Annotated in this window: 1 protein-coding gene; it reads left to right on the top strand. The window is 64.2% G+C overall.

Annotated features, from left to right (window positions below; genetic code table 11):
• The first annotated feature begins 122 nt into the window (after positions 1–122).
• Positions 123–1,328, top strand: a complete 1,206-nt coding sequence (locus ABZS43_RS36585; protein ID WP_355040590.1) for an IS256 family transposase — start codon at positions 123–125, stop codon at positions 1,326–1,328.
• Positions 1,329–1,370: the final 42 nt, after the last annotated feature.

The following is a 1,370-nucleotide window of genomic DNA, read 5'->3' as shown; positions in this document are numbered from 1 at the left end:
GGGAGTGTCCAATTAACGGCGGATCTCAATAGTCAAGGGAGAGAAGCCAAGTGACTGATACGACCGAGGTGCGCGCGGAGGCCGGGGAGTCCCCGGAGGTGTCGGACGAGCAGTTGATCGCGATGCTGGTCGACCGGGCCCGCAGCGAGGGGCTGCAGCTGACCGGTGAGGGCGGGTTGCTGCAGCAGCTGACCAAGCGGGTGCTGGAATCCGCGCTCGAGGGTGAGGTCACCGACCACCTCGGCTACGACAAGCACGACCAGGCCGGCCGCAACAGCGGCAACAGCCGCAACGGGACCCGCTCGAAGACGGTGATCACCGATGTCGGGCCTATCGAGGTGAAGGTGCCCCGGGACACCGCTGGCACGTTCGAGCCGCAGATCGTGCGCAAACGTCAGCGCAGGCTGACCGGTGTGGATGAGATGGTGCTGTCGTTGTCGGCCAGGGGTCTGACCCACGGCGAGATCAGCGCGCATCTGGCCGAGGTCTATGGCGCCGAGGTGTCGCGGCAGACGATCTCGACCATCACCGACAAGGTGATCGACGGGATGGCCGAATGGCAGAACCGGCCCCTGGACCGCGTCTATCCGGTCTTGTTCGTCGACGCCATCAACGTGAAGATCCGCGACGGTCAGGTCGCGAACCGGCCGATCTACGTCGTCATGGCGGTCACCGTCGAAGGCCACCGCGACATCCTCGGGATCTGGGCCGGTGACGGTGGTGAGGGCGCCAAGTACTGGCTGCATGTGTTCACCGAACTGAAGAACCGCGGCGTCGATGACGTGTTGATGCTGGTCTGCGACGGGCTCAAAGGGCTGCCGGAGGCGGTGGAGACGGTCTGGCCTGCCACGATCGTCCAGACATGCGTAATTCATCTGCTGCGCAACAGTTTCCGCTACGCGGCCCGTCAGGACTGGGACAAGATCGCCAAGGCGTTGAAACCGGTCTACACCGCGGCGACCGAGGACGCGGCCAGTGAACGGTTCCTCGAGTTCACCGAGGATTGGGGCGGCAAGTATCCCGCGATCGTGAAGCTCTGGTCCGACGCCTGGGCGGAGTTCGTTCCGTTCCTGGCCTTCGATGTCGAGATCCGCAAGGTGATCTGCTCGACGAATGCGATCGAGTCGGTCAACGCCCGCATCCGCAAAGCTGTCCGCGCCCGCGGGCACTTCCCCAACGAGACCGCCGCGCTGAAGTGCGTCTACATGGCGTTGATGAGCCTGGATCCGAACGGCACAGGCCGAAAGCGGTGGACCATGCGCTGGAAGGCGCCGCTGAACGCCTTCCAGATCGCCTTCGAAGGCCGCCTGACCCCCACCAACCACTGAACGAGTTCAACAACCAAGATCAGCCGTTAACTGGACAGACCC

Origin of the sequence: Nocardia sp. NPDC005366, assembly GCF_040606855.1 — a bacterium.
Taxonomy (GTDB): Bacteria; Actinomycetota; Actinomycetes; order Mycobacteriales; family Mycobacteriaceae; genus Nocardia.
The sequence above is the reverse complement of the archived record's forward strand: the minus strand, read 5'-3'. Positions and strand labels throughout refer to the sequence as shown.